Source organism: Nocardia sp. NPDC050710 (assembly GCF_040654375.1).
Taxonomy (GTDB): domain Bacteria; phylum Actinomycetota; class Actinomycetes; order Mycobacteriales; family Mycobacteriaceae; genus Nocardia.
Map to the genome: position 1 here is coordinate 120304 of NZ_JBFAHV010000009.1, position 16924 is coordinate 137227.

General features: G+C 65.9%; 11 protein-coding genes. 2 read left to right on the forward strand and 9 right to left on the reverse strand.

Annotation, left to right across the window (positions count from 1 at the left end; translation table 11 throughout):
* Nucleotides 1-21: 21 nt before the first annotated feature.
* Nucleotides 22-1005 (forward strand): NAD(P)H nitroreductase, encoded by a 984-nt coding sequence (locus AB0H61_RS18140; protein ID WP_357305523.1) that lies wholly within the window; start codon nucleotides 22-24, stop codon nucleotides 1003-1005.
* A gap of 33 nt (nucleotides 1006-1038) precedes the next feature.
* On the opposite strand, the gene AB0H61_RS18145 is transcribed toward AB0H61_RS18140, so the two are convergent.
* From AB0H61_RS18145 to AB0H61_RS18180, 8 genes are all read right to left on the reverse strand, one after another.
* On the reverse strand, nucleotides 1039-2445 hold the full coding sequence (locus AB0H61_RS18145) for a wax ester/triacylglycerol synthase family O-acyltransferase (protein ID WP_357305526.1): 1407 nt from the start codon (nucleotides 2443-2445) through the stop codon (nucleotides 1039-1041).
* Nucleotides 2446-2512: 67 nt separating this feature from the next.
* Nucleotides 2513-3742 carry a cytochrome P450 gene (locus AB0H61_RS18150; RefSeq protein ID WP_357305529.1) on the reverse strand — a complete coding sequence of 410 codons (1230 nt, stop codon included), beginning with the start codon at nucleotides 3740-3742 and terminating at the stop codon, nucleotides 2513-2515.
* Nucleotides 3743-4120: 378 nt separating this feature from the next.
* Nucleotides 4121-5359 carry a cytochrome P450 gene (locus tag AB0H61_RS18155; protein ID WP_357305878.1) on the reverse strand — a complete coding sequence of 413 codons (1239 nt, stop codon included), beginning with the start codon at nucleotides 5357-5359 and terminating at the stop codon, nucleotides 4121-4123.
* A gap of 350 nt (nucleotides 5360-5709) precedes the next feature.
* Entirely contained in the window at nucleotides 5710-6969 is a 1260-nt protein-coding gene (locus tag AB0H61_RS18160) for a cation:proton antiporter (protein WP_357305531.1), read from the reverse strand.
* Between the two features lie 89 nt (nucleotides 6970-7058).
* Nucleotides 7059-8921 carry a 3-deoxy-7-phosphoheptulonate synthase gene (locus tag AB0H61_RS18165; RefSeq protein WP_357305533.1) on the reverse strand — a complete coding sequence of 621 codons (1863 nt, stop codon included), beginning with the start codon at nucleotides 8919-8921 and terminating at the stop codon, nucleotides 7059-7061.
* Between the two features lie 24 nt (nucleotides 8922-8945).
* Nucleotides 8946-10421 (reverse strand): NAD(P)/FAD-dependent oxidoreductase, encoded by a 1476-nt coding sequence (locus AB0H61_RS18170; protein ID WP_357305536.1) that lies wholly within the window; start codon nucleotides 10419-10421, stop codon nucleotides 8946-8948.
* Between the two features lie 613 nt (nucleotides 10422-11034).
* A complete protein-coding gene (locus tag AB0H61_RS18175; RefSeq protein WP_357305539.1) occupies nucleotides 11035-11985 on the reverse strand; it encodes a helix-turn-helix domain-containing protein in 951 nt (316 codons plus the stop codon).
* 326 nt (nucleotides 11986-12311) lie between these two features.
* Nucleotides 12312-13748, reverse strand: coding sequence for an SPFH domain-containing protein (locus tag AB0H61_RS18180; protein ID WP_357305542.1), 1437 nt, complete (start codon nucleotides 13746-13748; stop codon nucleotides 12312-12314).
* Nucleotides 13749-13985: 237 nt separating this feature from the next.
* Here AB0H61_RS18180 and AB0H61_RS18185 point away from each other — a divergent pair, with 237 nt between their 5' ends.
* Complete coding sequence (locus AB0H61_RS18185) at nucleotides 13986-16217, forward strand: MMPL family transporter (RefSeq protein ID WP_357305545.1); 2232 nt, start codon at nucleotides 13986-13988, stop codon at nucleotides 16215-16217.
* Here AB0H61_RS18185 and AB0H61_RS18190 read toward each other — a convergent pair.
* Nucleotides 16189-16821, reverse strand: a complete 633-nt coding sequence (locus AB0H61_RS18190) for a TetR family transcriptional regulator (protein ID WP_357305548.1) — start codon at nucleotides 16819-16821, stop codon at nucleotides 16189-16191. The two genes, AB0H61_RS18185 and AB0H61_RS18190, sit on opposite strands and share 29 nt — an antisense overlap.
* Nucleotides 16822-16924: the final 103 nt, after the last annotated feature.

A 16924-nucleotide genomic window follows, 5' to 3' on the forward strand; every position in this document is an offset into this window, starting at 1 on the left:
CCGGCGCCTACCGTCGGCGATATGAACGAAGTTCCGATCGGTCGAACCATCGAGAAGGCGGTCCTGCTCGCCGGCCGGGCGCCTTCGCTGCACAACAGCCAGCCCTGGCACTGGACGTTCGACGGTGAAGCGCTCCGTCTGTTCGCCGTGCCCGAACGCATGCTGCCGGCGACAGATACCGCCGGCCGGCAGATGCTGATCAGCTGTGGCATCGCTCTCGGCCATCTGCGCGCGGCCATGGCCGCCGCCGGCTGGCGCATCTTCGTGGCCCGCTTTCCCAACCCACACCGGCGAGATCACCTTGCCACCATCACATTCCATCCAGCAGAGATCGTGACCGATGGCGACCGCGACCGCGCCGACGCCATACTGCGTCGGCACACCGACCGGCTGCCGTTCGCCGCGCCCACCGGCTGGTCCGATTTCGAATTCGTGCTGAGGACCACCTTCGATCCGGCCGACGGCACCCTCGACGTGCTGCGTGACGACAGCCGACCCATGCTGGCCCGCGCCTCGGAGATGACCGCGTCCCTGCGCCGCTACGACTCCGGATATCATGCCGAATTGCAGTGGTGGACGGGCCACACCATCGCCAGCGCCGGTGTCCCCGATGAAGCCCTGATCTCCCCCGAAGAACGGCAGCGAGTCTCCGTGGGCCGCCAGTTCCCCACTACCACCGGCGCACCTCGACGCGGCGAGATCGCCGACGACCACTCGGTGATACTGGTGCTGTCGACCGACAGCGACGCCGCGGAAGACCTGGTGCCCTGCGGTGAAGTGGTGTCGACAGTACTGCTCGAATGCACTCTCGCCGGGTTCGCCACGTGCCCGCTCACTCATCTGACCGAGGTGCCGCGCAGCCGCGCCGTCGTCCGCGAACTGACTGCGCACTCCGGCCTGCCGCAGGTTCTGATCCGGGTCGGTATCGCACCCGAATCCGAGCAGAACGGCCCGGTGACGCCACGCAGGCCGCTCGCCGAAATCCTCGACATGGGATTCCGCTGATGCCTGGTTACTGGAGCCGGGCGCGGTCCGCGCTCATCCTCCGGCGATATCCGGTGGCGGTAGCCGCCGGATATCGGCGTGCTCCCGCAGCCGCTGGATCTCCCGGACGATGCCGTCGGCGATCACGCCGATATCCGGTGCGGTGTCGTAGTCGCCGGTGATACCGAACGTCAACTGATCGGCATAACTGAGGATCGCGATGGCCGTGCGCAACCGCATCGCAATCGGCACGGCCGGCAGCAACTGCAGGACTCTGCGGCCGCATACCGCCAATTCGTGGCGTGGTCCGGGGACGTTGGTGGCCAGCGCGCTCACACTGCGCTGCGGAAAACGCGCCATGAGCCGGAGGGTCCACGCCATGGGTGCGAAAGGCAGCCGGCTCGCCACCGTGAGCAGTGAGCTCTCCGCCCGTGCTTCGTCCCTGGACTTGTGTTCGGTCATCCGCGCGTGAATGGTGCTGAGTCGCTCGACCGGGTCTGCCACGTCGATCGGCAGGAACGGCATCATCGCCGACACCCGGTTGTCGAGCACGTCCTTCGCCTGCTCGGTCCGCATCGAAACCGGAACGAGTATTCGTAGCTTGTTGGGGGCCGGCCGCTCATTCCGACCGAACAGCAGGTCGCGGTAACCAGCGGCGACGGCGGTGAGAACGACGTCATTGACCGTGACCCCGAACGCCGCGCAGATCGCGCGGACATCCGACAGCGAGGGTCGAGCTATCACATAGCGGCGCTGCCGTCCGATGGGGCCGTTGAGCGAGGAATCCGCGGCCGGCGTGAACGCGGCGAGAGCCACGGGAGTCAGCCCGCGCACCGCGCCGATCACGAACCGAGGCAGGGCGACGGGCAACCGCAGTCCACCGCCGGCCCATCCGAGCAACCGCGCCGCGGTCGAGCCCGGCGACTCGGGTGCGGCGCGATTCTCCGCCTCCGCCGCTACCGGATCCGATACCGGATCACAGAGATGCTCGAACAGCGAGATGCCCGACACGCCGTCGACCAAGCTGTGATGCGCCTTGACGATCAGCGCCCAGCGGTCGCCCGCGAGACGTTCGACGACAACGCACTGCCACAGCGGGTGGTCACGGTCGAGTCGTTCCTCCATTTCGGTCGCGACCAGTTCGCACAACTCCTGCTCATCACCCGGCCGGGGCAGCGCGGTCCATCGCACGTGGTGGGCCAGATCGAAATGTGGGTCGTTCTCCCAGACCGGCGTGGCCAGGTCGAGCGGTGCCCGCCGCACCGTCTGGCGGAGGCGGGCGTTGCGTTCCAGTCCCCTGGTGAGTGTGTGGCTGAACTCGTCCCGGCTCGGCGGCTCGCCGGCAATGATCGCCACCGCGGCGATGCCGAGGCTGATGTGCCGATCGGAGTCCTCCAGTTCGATGAAGCCCGAATCGAGGAGTCGTAATTCTGCCGTCGGCGGTGGAACTGACTCTGCCACGTATGCAATTCTGCCAATCGAGGCCCGGCGGTGCGTGATAACCGCTGCTGATGGCCTCGTCGTGGCGCTACCTCGCGGGCAGCGTCGAGGTCCACGACGACGGAACGGTGTTCAGTGGGGAGGTGGGCGGGAAGGTGACCGGAAGGGTGGTCAAAGCTCGGTGGAAGGGGCCGGGACGCCAGACCGGTGTGCCGTCGGGCAGGTTCAGATGGATTTCCGGCAGTGCGTCGAGAAGCTGATCGATGGCGTCCTGGGCGACGAGGTAGGCCAGGGATTGTGCCGGGCAGGCGTGCGGGCCGATGCCCCAGGCCAGGTGAGAGCGGTTGCCCGTCAGGTCATCGGCCCGGATGGCGGGGTCGTTGTTACAGGCGGCCATGCTGATGACGACCGGCTGGTGTGCGGGCAGCCAGATCTCATCGATGAGGATCGGCTGGCGGGGGTAGGTGATCAGCAGGTTCGCCAGCGGCGGGTCGTTGAACAAGACCTCGTCCAGGGCATCGCGGGAGGACAGGTTCCCGCTGAGGACACTGCCGCCGAAGCGATCGTCGGTGAGGATCAGCAGCAGGGTATTGACGATCAAGTTCAGCTGGAATTCGATCCCCGCGCCGTAGACCTGTGACACATGGTGGGACACCTCGACGTCATCCAGCCGGGCCGGATGCTGAATCAGCACCGAGGTGATATCGCGGCGAGGTTCGATCCGTTTGAGGGTGACCAGTTTCGTCAGCGCCTCACCGATCGTCTGATTGCCCTGCTCGGCGTCGGCTCCCTCGAACATCGCGGCTGTCGCGGCGGCGACCTGCTGGCCGATCTCCGGTGGGCAGCCGAGCAGGAAGTTGACCACTTCGAACACCAGGGGGAACACGTACTGCATCACCAGGTCGGCGGAACCGGTTTCACAGAAGGTGTTGATCAGCGGGACCGCGAGGTCTTGCACGATGTCGTGGAGTGCGTACAGATCGACCTCATCGATACTCGCGGTGATGGCCTGCCGGTAGCGCACGAAATCGGTTCCGGCGCTTCGGCTCGCTATCGGTCGCCACTCCAGCAGCGGAAGGATCGGGCAGTCGGCGGGAATGGTCTGCTGCCAGGTGCGCGGGTCGGCGGGGAAGTGTTCGGGGTCGTTGAGAACCCGCACCGCGGTGCTGTAACCGATCACCAGGGTCGCGGGTACACCGGGCGCCAACTCCACCGGAGCCAAAGAGCCGTAGCGGCTGCGCATCTCACGGTAGAAGGCGTGCGGGTCGGCAGCGAACTCCGCAGAGTGCAACGGTACCCGTGGGTCGTTCGAATCCATCGGCGCGCCGGGTACGACCGGGCACGGCCGGGACGGTTCGCGGAACGGCATACTCAAAGAAACCCCCAACTGTTCGTAATACATTGCGGAAATCGATGAAGAAGCGCTCCGTGCCGAGACACTGCGGCGGAGCCGTTGTCCGGTCTACGCCGGATCCTGGTCGATGGTATAGCGCCCACTACACCATCGGGTGTACAGATGAAAAAGAGCTTGGTCGAATGTTTTTCGTGCGCGGACCGGGGCTCACGCCCGGCCGCGAACACCGTGGCGCCTACGGTGCCGATGGAGGTATCTCGGCTGCCGTCGGAGGTGGCGAACGAGTTCACGGGTCACCGCCGTCCCCGGCGACCACACCGTGCACCACCCTCCGGGGCCTCCCTACGTGAGGTGCAACGGCGGGGACTTGGGGAAGACGACCGGCAGTGCCATCATTGCTCGATGGAAAGGCCCTGGGCGCCAGGGCAATTGGTCCACAGGAACGGCCACCTGCATTTCGGGGAGCGCGTCGAGTAGCTGATCGATGGAGTTCTGCACGGTCAGGTACGCGACGGTTTTGGCCGGGCAGGTATGCGGCCCGGAACTCCACGCCAGATGTGAGCGATTGCCGATGCGACTCTCGCCGGGGTTGTTGTTCCCGTGGATCTTCGGGTCGTTATTGCTGCCGGCGAGACTGATGACGACCGGCTGATGCGCCGGCAACCAGACATTGTCGATCTCGATGGGCTGCCGCGGGTACGTCGTGCAGAAGTTCGCCATCGGCGGGTCGTTGAACAGAACCTCGTCGAGCGCGTCGGTGGTCGAAAGATTCCGGCCGAGGACATCGCCGAACCGGAATCGGTCGTCGGTGATCATCAGCAGCAGCGCATTGGTGATCAGATTGCGCTGCGCTTCGAAGCCCGCACCGTAGAAACTCATCAGTTGGGCGAAGATCTCCACGTCATCGAGGTCGGCGGGGTGTTGGGCCAGCCGCGAGGTGACGTCGTCACCGGGTTGGTCGCGTTTGAGCCCGATCAGCTCCATCAGCGCCACTTTGAGCATTTCCATGCCCTGGGCGCCCTTGACCGTGTCGAAGCGCATGGCCATCCCGGTCGCGACGCGCTCCCCGATCTCGGCCGGGCAACCGACCATCTGGTTGAGGACCTCGAGGACGAGCGGAAACGCGTACTGGGTCACCAAGTCGGCGGAACCGGCCTCGCAGAACGTGTTGATCAGCGGGACGGCGATCTCCTCCACCGTGGAATGCACTGTGTGCAGATCGATTCCGTCGATGCCCGCGACGGAGGCCTGCCGATAGCGAGCATGCTCGGCTCCGTCGTTGTACCGCGCGGCCGGATACCACTCCATCATCGGCCGGACCGGACACGTCTTCGGAATGGTCTCCTGCCAGGTTCGTGGATCAGCCGAAAAATGCTCGGGGTCATTGAGGATTCGCACCGCGGTCGCGTAGCCGATCACCAGGGTGGCCGGTACACCGGGTGCGAGGTCCACCGGGACCAGCGAGCCGTATCGATCACGCATCTCGCGGTAGGCATGGTGCGGGTCGGCGACGAATTCCGGTGTATACAACAGAACTCGGTCATCGGTATCGCCGGGCGATTCGTGCTGGACGGGGCACATTCCGGTCGCGGTGGTGTGCGGTGCGGACGTGGGGAACTGTGGTGTGGTCAAAGACGTGACTCCAGTCGATGGAACAGGAATTCGACAAGCATGATCAGTGTGCGTGCACACATGCCTCGATCACGCACGAGCGGCGAACGAGGTCAGTGGTGTGTCGGGTTGTCGAGCACAGGTAACGACAGTCGTCAACGACCTGTCCGAAACCTGGCGGCTCGCCCACGCAAGCAACATAGCAACACCGTGGCAGTAGTGCTTGCGAACGCCCCAGCGACGGGATCGACCCATGGTTCCAATCCCTGTGCCGTGGCACCTGATTCGCCCCGGCGAAGGTATCCGTGCCGGACTTTTGTTCAGAGGTGGGTCGGTGGGCTCGCAACCTGCCGGTCGGTTCGCTCGGCCGGGGAACCGTCGAGGCCGGGCGGATCGACCGCGGGCGGTTCGGCTACTCCGATCAGCCGCATCAGCGGCGCCGTCATCGCCGTCGTCACCAACGCCATCACCACCAGCAGTGAATACAGGTGCGCGCTGATGAGTCCCAGGCTCAGCCCGACGTTGAGTATCACGAGCTCAGTCAAACCACGGGTGTTCAGCAACGCCGCCACCGCCGCCGCCGATCGCGGTTCCAGGCCCGTCGTTCGCCCTGCCACATAGACGCTCCCGAGCTTCCCCAGGACGGCCACCGCCACGATGGCCACCAGTTCGCCGACCGCCGTCCGGTCGATCGACCCGAGATCGACGGCGAGTCCCGCGACGACGAAGAAGCCGGGCAGTAGGACCGAGCTCAGCACCCGAGTGCCGGACTCGACCGCCTGCCGCCGCGCGCGCGGGAAAACCACCCCGAAGGCGAACGCACCGAATATCACATGCAATCCGATCCACTCGGTCACCGCGCCGAGCAACAGTGCGCCGCCGACGCCGACCACGATCATCGTCTGCTCCGAGCACAATGCGGCTGCCCGCGCCAATGCCGGACGCACGACCCACCACATCACCGCCACCGCGGGCACCAGCAGGGCCAACCGCCACTGGTTCCCCATCGAAGGGCGTGCGATGGCCAATACGACGGCAAGCGCCGACCAGGCCAGGATGTCGACGAGCGCCGCGCAGGCCAGGCTGAGCTGACCGATCTCTGTGCGAATCAGTCCGCGATCATGCAGGATCCGGGCCAGGACCGGAAAGGCCGTCACCGCCAGCGCGCAGCCGATGAACAGCGCGAAGCTCAGCCGCTCGCCGGTTTGGTGGCGAGACAACGCGACCACGGCGACTCCACATCCCAGTACGAACGGGACCGCGTAGGCCGCGGCGGATATCGCCGGAATCGAACGCCTGCCTCCGGCGAACACCGTGCGATCGAGTTCCAGCCCGGCGACGAACATGAATACGGCTACACCGACGGTGGCGAGCAGATTCAGGTACGAGCGGATCTCATGCGGAAATAGCGCGGCCGACAGATCCGGCCCGAGAACAGTTGGCCCAGCGAGGATTCCGGCGGCGATCTCGCCGATCACCGCCGGCTGGCCGACTCGCTCGGCCAGCCAACCCAACACCCGGGCGGCTGCCATGATGACGGCGAGATCGATGAGGATCACGACGATTTGACTACTCGACACTCTCTACTCCCTCGCGATAGCGGATGAATCGATTCGAACCGCGGACCAACTCCCGAGGACCGGATCGGGGCGTGCCCGGAAAGAATGAATCAGGCGGCCCGCATTTCGGTCAGTGCTGTGAAGGCACAGGAAAGTGTCTGTGCGGGATCGAGTCCCGGATCACAACGCGTTCGGTGGTCCGCGGAATGCTCGTCGATCCGCCCCTCCCGTCCGAGGAATTCCGTGACGGCTTCGGGCGCACAGTCGAGGTGCAGGCCGCCGATGACGGTGCCCGTCTCCCGGCAGGTTCGAAAGAACGCCCGGATCCGGGCCATGACCTCGTCGACGCGACGAATCGCGCGACCTTCGTGAGTACGCGTTTCGACATACATGGGATCGCACACCCAGGACACCGGGGTATCGCGGGCAGCGTCGAACAAGACAGGAAGGTCGTCGACCATGCGTGCGGCACCGAGCCGAGGGACGAAAGTGAGTCTGCCGGGCCGATTCTCCGGATTCAGTTGCTGACACAGGAATTCGACGTCCTGCGGCGTGGCCGTGGGCCCGAGTGCGACGGCCACGGGATTGCGGACACCGGCAGCGAATTCGATAAGCCCGTGCGCCGGATTTCGGGTCCGATCGCCGATCCACAGCAGGTGGGTCGCGGAATCCCACCATCGCCGATCCGGTCCGCGCCGAGACGAGGCGGACTCGCCCGGCGCCTCACGCGAAAGATGAAGCCGCGGAATCGAACCGTACAGTTCGTGAGAGGCCGGAGGCGCGTCCGCGGCGAGGGGCAACAGCGCGGCGACCTCGCGGAGCATATCGGGTAGCACCGGCTCGAGGCACCGATCCGCGGCGCGCCGCAGTATGTCGACACAGAGCGTCACCGGCAGCTGACCGCCACGCCGATCATCGAAGGTGGCCGCAGCGCGAAAGTACGCCTCCGGCAGACGATCGCCGCCCGGTGCTCCACTGTCGGCGCCGGTGACTCGGCTGCTGTAGTAGGGCACGGGCACGGTGGTGGATTCGACTGGCGCGGAGCGTGGTGCGGTGAATTGCCCCGCCAGCCGGTCGACGGTCACGATGGGCATTCCCAGGCCATGCGTCAGTACCGTGGCGGCGGCTCGGATCAGCGCGCGGCGGGCGGCGAAAGCCCGAGTATCGAAGGTGGGGACCGTGTCGCCGCCGCCGAAGTGCAGCACGAATGCTTCCCCGCGCACGGCCTCGGCCAACTCGGCGGTGAGCGCCTCGCGCGCGGCCGAGTGGATCGGTGCGAGCCGATTACGCGGACACACAACGCCGTTCGGCAGCAATTCGACATTCGGCCATGTCGGCTCGTCATGCGAGGTCGCGTTGGTCCTGGGTGGCGCCGGTGAAAGGTAGGTCGGGGATTCCGGCTCGTCGGCCCACCCCCGATCGTCGGCGGGAGCGGAGTGGTCCGGTGGAATGACGTTGGGATTGAAGGATTCCCGGATGTAGCAGAGAGGACGATCGCCGAGCACGATGACGTACGCCTTCGCCGCGCAGAGGCGACCGTCCGTCCATCTCGCCACGCCCGCGCGCAGTATGTGCCGTCGCTGGGATACACCCCGGGAAATCAAGCTGGAACCGATCGGCACGTGCACGTCGTCCACCCCGGACGCGGCCGCGAGTCCGCCGACGGTGACGACATAGTTGACAGATGCGGTCACCATGTCGGAATTGATCAGACATGAACGGCGGACAATGACGCGGTCGGCCCCGGACACTCGCAGTACATCGGTCACGGTGGCCGGTAACTGTTCTGCCGCCACATCGTCCTGGCGGAGCACGCGGACTTCGAGTTCCGTGCCGAGTATCTGCTCGAGTATCGGCATGGTGAGGCCCTCGCTGGCCAGCAGCATTCTGGTGCGCGGATGATCGAATCGATCCGCACCACCGGCCGAGGAATCGCCCGGTGGTGCGGAGACGCTGCGCGCGGTTGTCTTCACGAGAAACTCCGTGCCGAAACCGGGTTAATGAGTGGTGACACTCTCCGGTGGGATGACCGGGCGAATGACAGCCTCTATCTCCGCCTCGGTACGAGGCCGTCTCGTCAGGCCGAGTACCGGTTCGGTCGTGATTCGCACATCGTCCATCTCCGTGTCGTGTCCCAGCGGGTCACGCCAGTGATTCCACACCGGGGACATATCCAGACCACCCATGTAGTGAATATTCACCCCGTCCGCCTCCGCGCGGAGTTCAGCCTCGGAGACGAGAGTGCCGGTCCCGGCACGCTGTTGCTGTCCCGCCGACTCGCCCATATCGGTCAGCCCCGCGGTGATCCTGGTGAACGACTCCTGCGGGGTGTCGCCGGGATGCTCCTCGGTGAGGGCGCTGGCATGCGAGAAGTATTCGGCGGACCCGACGTAGTTCTTGTACAGCCGCGTCACCAAGGACAGGAATCTCGTGTAGGCCCGTCGAGCGGTGTACTCGTAGAAGCCCAGTGCGTCGGCCTCGTTCATCTCGCCTCGCAACGTGGTCGCGATGGCGGCCGATGCGGTCAGAGCACCGTATGTCGCCAAATGCACGCCGGTGGACAACAACGGATCGAGGAAGCACGCCGAGTCACCGACGACGGCGTAGCCGGGACCGCAGAATCGCTCGGACACATAGGAATAGTCCTGCTCGGCCCGCACTTCGGCGACCTGCTCCGCGCCCTCGAGCAGCCCACTCATTGCCTCGCTGCGGCCGATGGCGTCGTGATAGTACGAGTCCAGCGAGCCGTGCTCACGCCGCTTCTCGGCAGCCTTGTCCACGGGAATCACATAGCCGACGCTGAAACGGCCGTCCGACAGCGGGATATGCCAGAACCAACCGCCTTCGGCGGTCGACACGACATTGATCGCGCCTTCCGGGCTTTCTGGATGTAGTCGCGCACCCGTCCAGTACGACCAGATCGCGATATTGCGGAGGTCCGGATGCGGTTCGCGCATCGTCCGGGACAACAACCCGGCCCGCCCCGAGGCGTCGACGAGGAAATCGAATTCGGTGGTCCGGATCTGCTCGTCCCCGTGCGCGGTCCATTCGACGGCGGTCGGACGACCGTCGCTGCCGTACAGCACATTCGTGACGGTGGCCTGCTCGATCACCCGCGCACCCTGTTCGGAGGCGTTGCGGAGCAGAATGTCGTCGAACGCGGCGCGGTCGACCTGCCACGACCAGGCTTCCGCGTCCACGAGCTCATGCCACTTCAACAGCCAGGTATCGTTCTGCCACAGGAACACCCCGCCCCGCTTCCGCTGGAACCCATAGCGGGCAACGGCGTCGTAGGCGCCGGACAGGCGCAGTGTCGACAGGCACGAGGCCAGCAACGACTCCCCGATGTGATACCGCGGGAACTTATCTCGTTCCAGCAGCGTCACCTCCACCCCTGATCGCGCGAGCAGAGCCGCGGTGGTCGATCCCGCTGGACCTCCGCCGATCACCAGAACATGCGGCTTATTCCCCATAGCAAACTCCCTGGAAGTGCTGATAGCGGATACTGCACCCGCACCGGCGACCGGATCGACTCCGGGGCCCCCTGGCTGCGGCAAACCCGGGTTGAGTGTTGCCACTAGTTATCTTAAGCAATCAAATCTGAATCTTCAATTGTGAGAACGCATCCGGGCGATCAGGTACTGTTCTGCGCGTGAGCGCCCCATAGGTGGCGGGGATCTCGGTATGAAACGTCAACACCGAACAGCCGTGCCGAACTGCATGCCGAAGGAACCGTCGACGGAAATCGGCATGAGATCGGCTCTAAACCGTTCCTGGACAGCAGTTTTCGCCAGAAAGTCGGACCGTAACAAGGACATGATCTGGTCGTGATGGGGTAGTGATAGTCGGTGTCGTCTGGCCATCACCCCGCTCTTCATTCTCGAAATCAGGGTACGACGGAGCCCGGAGATGCACGAGACCTTCGCGCACAATCGCGCCTCACAGTGAGCTCGTGGCCCGCTTCGGCTACCCGCGGGTAACACTCGATAGATGTATAACCTTGTCGCGGTTAACATTTACGGAACTTTTACGACGGCCCACCGACCGTGACCGAAGCCGATGGCACCCTGCGGCCGTCAGCCTCGATCAGCGGATCCTGTTCTTACGCAGTGCGGCCGGGTAGATCCCGTATCGGTTGCGGAAGCTCTCCCGAAAAGTACTGAGCGAGTTGAAGCCGGAACCGAACGCGATGCGATCGATGCTGTCGCGATTGAAGGGATCTTCGAGGCGCCGTCTCGCTCGCGCCAGCCTGGTGTGGCGCAGCAACAGTGCCGGGGTTGTCTGCACGACACCCAATGCCTTGTGCAGTTGTCGCAACGAACAGTTCATATGCGCCGCAATGGAATCCGGTGTCACCGACGGATCGTCGGAGTGGTTGTCGACATACGTCCGTGCCGCCCGCGCGAGCGCCTCGAGCCCCGACAGATCCGGCGCCTGACGATCATCGAGCGCCATGCCGAGCAGGTCGAGCAGATTCGAATTGATCCGCACGAAGTCCCGCGCCGTCATCGACTCGCGGTGGTCGGCGACCGCTCGGACCATCGCGACGACAGTTCCCAGCATGGGGCGCCGCGAGTCCGGCATGAGCAGGGGGCTGTCGGTGAGCGCCGACGCGAGAGGGTCGCCTTCGGGAATGCTGAGAATCCATGCGCGGGCGCCGTCTTCGTGCGCGAGGCCCATGGAACGCCCCATGGAGACAAGGCCCACGTCTCCCGACCCCAGCTCGACGGTGTCATCGAGCTGGGTGAGCGCGATCCGGCCGTCGAGCGGAATGATGAGCCGGGCGCTGCGATCGTCGTCGTCTCGAATGTGTCGTGCGGTGCGGCGGTAGCCGACAAGGTCGGAGGAGAACTCGACAAGCTGATAGTCACCGCACCGTTGCACCTGCGTCGACCCTACGAAGTCGTGTGTGTCCGCGAAGTCGAAGCCGATGTGGCCGTGGTTGATTCGAACGTGCGCTGTCCAGTATTCGAGTCTGTCGGGCTTCGCGACATCGAGGGTGGACAGGTTCTCCAGCTGATACTGCTGGTCGGCCACCGCGACACCCTCTCGTGCAAAAATCCGGCGCAACTGTGCAAGGATCCGGTCGATTCGGCCCTCTTCCGCCGAATAGCCTGCTGTGACCGAACCTGCACTCGAGGATACGGCCCGAACACTTCGTGCGCCGCATCCCCATCGAGCGCGGTCGAGACGACCCCGATACCGCGGCGGCTCACCTGAGCGGCGATGGAGGGGTCGCCGAGTCGAGCACGCCGGACCGAGTCCACACACTCTGTCCGCAATCGTCTTCCGGCACAGCGGAGTGCGGGAAGGCCGCAACGGGTAGTGAACTGCGCCCGCTCAATGTCGAGCAGTGGCGCAGTTCACTCACTCGGACCGGCCTGGCCGGAGCCGTTCGTGCCGGAAACTTTTGCCGCGGACCAGGCTTCGACCACACCGCTGATCTGGGTGAGCAGCGCGGATACGGCCGCGAGGTCGCCACCGATCTGATACGACTTCAGCTCCGCGGGTTTGGGCAGCCGCGCGACGATCTCCGGCAGTTCACCGACCAGCCTGGACTGGATATTGGCCGCGTTCTGCTGGTTGGCGTTCGTGACCCGGATCCGGTCCCGCTCCAGCGACAGCAGTTTGCCCTTGTGTTCGGCGTGTAGCCGGGCCGTGGCCAGCGCCAATTCGCCGTCTACTTCCTGGCGCTCCAATTCCTGACGCCTGCGCAGATTCTCGGCTTGTTCGGCGTGCTGCTCGCGCTCCAGGCGCAGCGCGTGCAGCGCGGTCTCCTGCGCGAGATCGGCGACGGCACGCTGATCGTCGTGCTCACGGGTGGTACGACGCAACTGTTCGGTGGTCTCCCGGTCGAAGCGGGCGGCCTCGTTGCGGGCACGCAGCTCGGCCAGTTCGCGTTCGTTCTCGATGCGACGTTCCTCCGCGGCGCGATGTGCGGTGGTCTCCCTGGCCGAAATCACCTCCTGCGCCGCGAGTTCGGCGAGGCGCGCGATCTGGCTCTGTTCGCTGCGATAGGGCTTCTGCAGGTTCTCCCAGAGCGTGGACGAGCTGACCACCGCCTCCTTGATCTGCACGGTAACGATCCGCAGACCCAGACCACGGTCGCCATGACCGTCCGAGGCACCGTCGCCCGCACCCTCGGCGACCGCGCGCAGCCGGGCGGTGAGTTCCTCGATGATGGGCTGCTTATCGCTCAGCACATCCCGCACGCCCATGGTGGAGACCTTGTCCTTGATCGCCGCCTCGGCCTGCTCGCGCAGCTGAATATTGACCAGCCGCATGGGGTCGTCGTTATCGGAGAAGTCCAGCTTGCGGTAGGCGGTGCCGAAATCCTCGATGATCCACTGGACATACCCCTGCACCAGGACGCCCTGGAGTTCGCTACAGATGCAATAGGCATTGATCAGGATCGTCTGCATCGCGCCGGGCACCACGAGATAGGAGTCGGTCGCCGGATTGAACCCGAACGACACCCCGAGTCCGATGTGCATCGGTTCGCCGCGCCCCCGACGCGTATGCACGACAAAGGCATTCGGCGGCACCAGCACGGTACGCCAGCGCCAGAAACCGGTCACCCGGACCTCGACCGGGCCCGGCCCCGCCCCCTGCGGGGTCGGACCGACCCGGTCGGATCGCTTGGTCATCGGGCCGCGCGGGGCGGGCGCGCCACCCGGCGCCGGGGCGGGCGCCGCGAACGCGGGCGGCGTCGGTTTGCGCGTACGCAGATCGTCCTCGAGGGCGGCCTGCTGCGCCACCACCTGGTCTAGATAGGTGTTCTTACCCGGATTGCTCCCCATGACCGGGCACCCTACCGGCGAACACCGCGGCTCCCAACCGATTTCGGACGGTTGCGCATCCGGTCAGCGTACCGCCGGCAATTCCGAGCAGAGTTCATCCTACGGCGAATGCCGTTGCGGCAGTGACTTGTCCCACAGCCTTGAATCCTGACAGTCACTTGCAACTCGCTCGGGCCGCTTCCTAGACTGACCGAATACCTGATAGTGACTATCAGGTATCGAAACTCGGGAGGGACAATGACACAGCACCTCACGTTCGAACGGCCGGACCACCCAGCGCTAGCCGACCGGCCCGGCGCCGTCGGCAGCTGGGGCGAGTTCATGGCCCGCCACCGCAGGATCGTGCTCGGCGCCTGGCTGCTGCTCGTCGTGGTCTGCGGCGCCGCCTACCCCGCCCTGCACGACCGCCTCGGCGCACCCGACTACACCGTCCCGGAGTCCGGCTCGAGCCGCGTCGAACATCTTGTCGCCGAACACTTCTCGCAGCTCGGCGCGGAACAGGACCTGCTCGTCTTCCATTCCGCGCACTACCCCGCCGACGCGCCCGAGTTCCGAGCCGCCATGGATAACGTGCTCGCCACCGTGCGCGGGACGGCCGGAGTCGCGGGTGCGGTCGGGCCGTTCGAGGGCCTGCCCGCGGTGCAGATCTCCGCAGACCGGCACACCGCCTTCGGCATCGTCGGCCTCAACGGGACGATGTCGGAACGCGTCGAGGTCGCGACGCGCCTGCAAGAGACCCTCGTGGCGAGTCCCGACACCGGGGTCGACGCAATGATCACCGGTTATGCGCCGATCGAGGCCGACATGACGGCGATTGAGACCGCCGATATGCAGCGCGCCGAAGCGATCGGCCTGCCGGTCGCCGCGGCCGTGCTGGTGCTGGCGCTCGGGGCGCTGGTCGCCGCCACCGTGCCGATCGCCGTTACCGCGGCGGGCATCGCGGTCGGGGTGGGCGTGCTGTTCGGCCTGACGACCTTTCTGACCTTCGACTCGCTGGTGCTCTCGGTGGCGACCATGATCGCCACCGGCACCGCCATCGACTACGCCATGTTCATCGTGAGCCGGTTCAACGAGGAGCTCACCCGGCGCGGGGTGCGCGATCGTCGCGACCGGGGCGCCATCGCCGCCGCCGTCGGCGGCGCGCTGGACACCACAGGCCGGACCATCCTCGCGTCCGGACTCATTGTGATGATCTCGCTCTGCTCACTCGCGGTCGTCGGATTGCCGATGCTCAACGGCGTCGCCATCGGCGTGGTCACCGCCGTGGTCGCCACCCTCACCGCGGCTTTCACCCTGCTGCCCGCACTGCTGGCGACGTTGGGGCCCGCGGTGAATCGCGGCGCGCTCCCGGCCAGGCTGCGGCCCGCGGAGACTCGATCGACGGTGGCCTCCAGCGCGTGGGCGCGCTGGGCACACACCGTGATGCGGCGGCCGGTGCTATTCGGTGCGCTCGGCGTCGCCGCGCTCGTCCTGGCCGCCCTCCCGATCACGCGCATCGAATACGGCATCGACATGGGGCTCGACTCGCTCTCACAGCGGCCTACCGGACAGGCCACGCGGCTGGTGCAGGACAAGTTCGGGCCGGGGATGCTCGCCCCGATCTCGGTGGTCGCCACCGGACCCGACGACTCCATGCTCACCGAATCCGCACGGCTACAAGCCAATCAGTTCGTCAACGCCCTTTCCGGCGATCCGCGGGTGGCCCGGGTGCTGCCGCAACAGGCCGACGGCCGCATCCTGGCGACCGTTGTGCCGCGGGATTCGTTCGACTCCACCACCGTTGCCGAGTTGACCGACGATATCCGCACCCGCGCAACCGATATCGCCGATGCCGAGATCCTCGTCGGTGGCGCCTCGGCCACCTTCGCCGATGTCTCCGTCCGCATCACCGATCGATTCCCACTGGTGATCGCGATGGTGCTGACCGTCTCTCTGGCCTTCCTGATCCTCGCATTCCGCAGTATCGTGTTGGCGCTCAAGGCGATTCTGCTCAATCTGCTGGCCACCGGTGCGGCGCTGGGCATTACGGTCGCGGTGTTCCAGAACGGCCTCGGGGAATCCGTGCTCGGTTTCCACAGTCCCGGATTCCTCCAGGTCTTTCTGCCGATGCTGGTTTTCGCCGTGCTGTTCGGACTCTCCATGGATTACGAGGTATTCCTGATCCGGCGCATGAAGGAGGCCTGGGATCGGCACCCGGACAACGCGTCCGCGGTCGCGGAGGGCCTGCAACGCACCGCCCGCCCGATCACCGCGGCGGCCGCCATCATGGTGGCGGTCTTCGCCAGCTTCCTCACCGCGGACGTAGTGGAGCTCGCGCAGATCGGGTTCGCGCTCGCGGTGGCGATCACGATCGACGCGCTGGTCGTGCGGCTGGTACTGGTACCCGCGTTCATGCAGTTGTTCGGGCGCTGGAACTGGTGGCTGCCGCGGTTCGGATCGGCTAGCCGAGCACCCGCTCGACCGCGCTGATGATGGCGTCGATCGCCTCGGTGTAGACCGCCCGAAGCGGTCGGGTGAAATCCGCGGCGGCCCAGTGGTCCAATGCCGCGGTCGCGCCCCACACTCCGGTCGCGGCCGCGATGCGCAAGCGTAGATCGTTGCCGTCGTGGCCGATCCGCTCCGCGAACTGCGCCAGGAACTGGTCCTCCAACTCCCGCATCTGCCGGTGCTGGGCGTCGGCGATCTCCGGAATCGTTGTCACGTATCGCATACGCCTGCGAATCCGCAGTTCGGTCTCGGGGGTCAGCAGCGAGTCGATCAGCGTCGGGGCCAGCATCCGGGCCGCGGCGACCAATTCGGCGGGCCGCACCCGTTCTCCGCCGCCCGCGCCGCGAATCGCCTCCAGGATCCGCAGATCGTGCTCGTCGTAGAGAACCAACATCTCCTTGGTACCGAAGTATCGGTACACGGAACTCGCCGACACCCCTGCCACATTCGCGATGCGCTCGATCGTCACCCCCCGATACCCGTACTCCTCGAACAGATCCAGCGCGACCCGCTGGATCCGGCTCATCGCCTCGAGCTTCCTGCGCTCCCACACGCTCGCCGAGGACTCCACACTGACTTCGGACATCGCAGCTCAGACTACCCGGCCGGGTCGGCGTCGACGTAAGACTCGGGGCGCGCGCGACCGAGCCACGGGTTTACGGCCACGCTCACCGACGCCCCGCACCATG